A 1,810-nucleotide genomic window follows, 5' to 3' on the forward strand; every position below is an offset into this window, starting at 1 on the left:
CCTATCTGCCCTACGGCGAGTTGCTCGTTGACGAACACAGCAGTAGCGAGGAAATGCCGTATAAATTCAATGGCAAGGAGTTTGACCAAGAAACGGGGCTGTATTATTACGGAGCCAGATACATGGACCCTATGGCAAGTATATGGTATGGGGTAGACAAATTAACGGAAAAGTATGTGTCGGTAAGTTCGTACACATATTGTAACGGGAATCCAATTGCGAATATCGATGTTATGGGAATGTTTCCTAAGGGCATTGTTGTAAAACATGTCGAAACCGTTGTTCAGTACCAAGCAGTAGGCTCTGCCAATACGTTAATGGGGATACCCCATGAAGTAACGTACTATACCTTTACGGAATCAGCCGCTCACTTATTGTCTTTGGTTGCGAACGTTCCCATTACGTATGTGAAGAATGCAAGGCTTGAAGAGGTCATTCTGCAACCCGAAGGCAATTGCATTACAATTGGCGGTTCCCCCGATAATGCACGAATCCTTGTATCGCCATATTATCTTGATAACAGCAAAGGCGGGCAGGATTATGACCTCTGGTTCCGCGAATTCTCGCACGAAGTGGGACACATTAAGCAGATTGCGCGCGATAAGAGCCTGACAAAGTATTTGCTTAAAACAATAGCAGGTTATATTAAGGCAGGCAACCACGATGATGCTTCTCGCGAAATAGAGGCTGAGCAAGGGAGTGATACTTTTAATACTTTCCGTCGCTTCGTTAAGACACACTTCAAAGCATCTGTCGAGAATTTGTTTAAGAATGATAAACTGGATGAGAAAGACAAAATCGAGCAAATCAATAAATGGTGGAATGAATTCAAAAAAGAGACAAACAATAAAAAATAGAATAATATTGGTAACAATAGCGTTTACGCTTTGTGCATGCGACAATCATGACTTCACGTTTGACGAAGAGAAACAGACTTTCTACGTGTATGATATGTTAGGTTTTTATATTGAGCCTGATGGCGAAAAAGAATTATTCTACTCCTATGACATAAAGTTAAAAGAAAAAAAGAAAGAAAAAGGAATTGACACACTTGACTTAAATAATATTTCTTCGAAATATCAAGTGGAGGCATGCTTTCCTAATATTGATACGGTTATAAATAATCCAAAGCGTGCCGTATTGGTACCCAACACTCGATATCGAGTCTTGCACATGGGAATGGGAAGAGTGTATGGTATCAAATATTATCATACGGATTCCGCTGGGAGGCTAAGAAATGAAGAAAAGCCAGAGCCAAATACAAAATAACAAAACCACTCTCGGCGGAAGTACCTACGATGCACAGAACCGTCTTATCCACGCAAACGGCAAGGCCAAGACGGCGTCGTATCAGCTCGACATGGCCTACGGCATCATGAGCGAACCGCTCACCAAGGTGCAGAAGGTTGACTCCACAAAGACGGCGCAGTCTTACGACTTTACCTATAAGTACGAGGACAGCAATCACCCCACGGCTCCCACGCAGATAGGGCATGAACATTATACTTACGATGCCAATGGTAATCCCACGCTGGTGGAGAACGACAGCCTGAACACGGAGCGGCGAATGTATTGGGACGAGGACAACCGCCTGATGGTATTGTCGGACAACGGCAAGACGAGCCGATACACCTACAATGCCGCCGGCGAGCGTGTCGTCAAGAGCCACGGCGACCTCGAAGGCGTATATGTAAATGGTGCGCCGCAGGGAATCACGTTCCACGAAACGGAGGATTACACCATCTATCCCGCCCCGATTATCACCGTAACGAAGAACCGCTTTACCAAACATTACTTCATCGGCGACAAG

2 protein-coding genes and 1 pseudogene are annotated in these 1,810 nt (G+C 44.6%); all 3 read left to right on the forward strand.

The features are described 5' to 3' along the window. Positions 1–857, forward strand: an 857-nt coding sequence (locus HMPREF0670_RS14825) for an RHS repeat-associated core domain-containing protein (RefSeq protein ID WP_083786906.1), incomplete at its 5' end; no start/stop codon positions are given. Continuing rightward, on the forward strand, positions 823–1,269 hold the full coding sequence (locus HMPREF0670_RS14830; RefSeq protein ID WP_044078461.1) for a hypothetical protein: 447 nt from the start codon (positions 823–825) through the stop codon (positions 1,267–1,269). The genes HMPREF0670_RS14825 and HMPREF0670_RS14830, both read left to right, overlap by 35 nt. Positions 1,270–1,360: 91 nt before the next feature. Then, a pseudogene (locus HMPREF0670_RS16835) lies at positions 1,361–1,810 on the forward strand (RHS repeat-associated core domain-containing protein); the annotation flags it as partial.

Source organism: Prevotella sp. oral taxon 317 str. F0108 (assembly GCF_000162415.1).
Taxonomy (GTDB): domain Bacteria; phylum Bacteroidota; class Bacteroidia; order Bacteroidales; family Bacteroidaceae; genus Prevotella; species Prevotella conceptionensis.

Bases quoted from the DNA above. Each gene is read 5' to 3' on its own strand.
- HMPREF0670_RS14830 (WP_044078461.1), top strand. From the start codon at position 823: ATGAATTCAAAAAAGAGACAAACAATAAAAAATAGAATAATATTGGTA.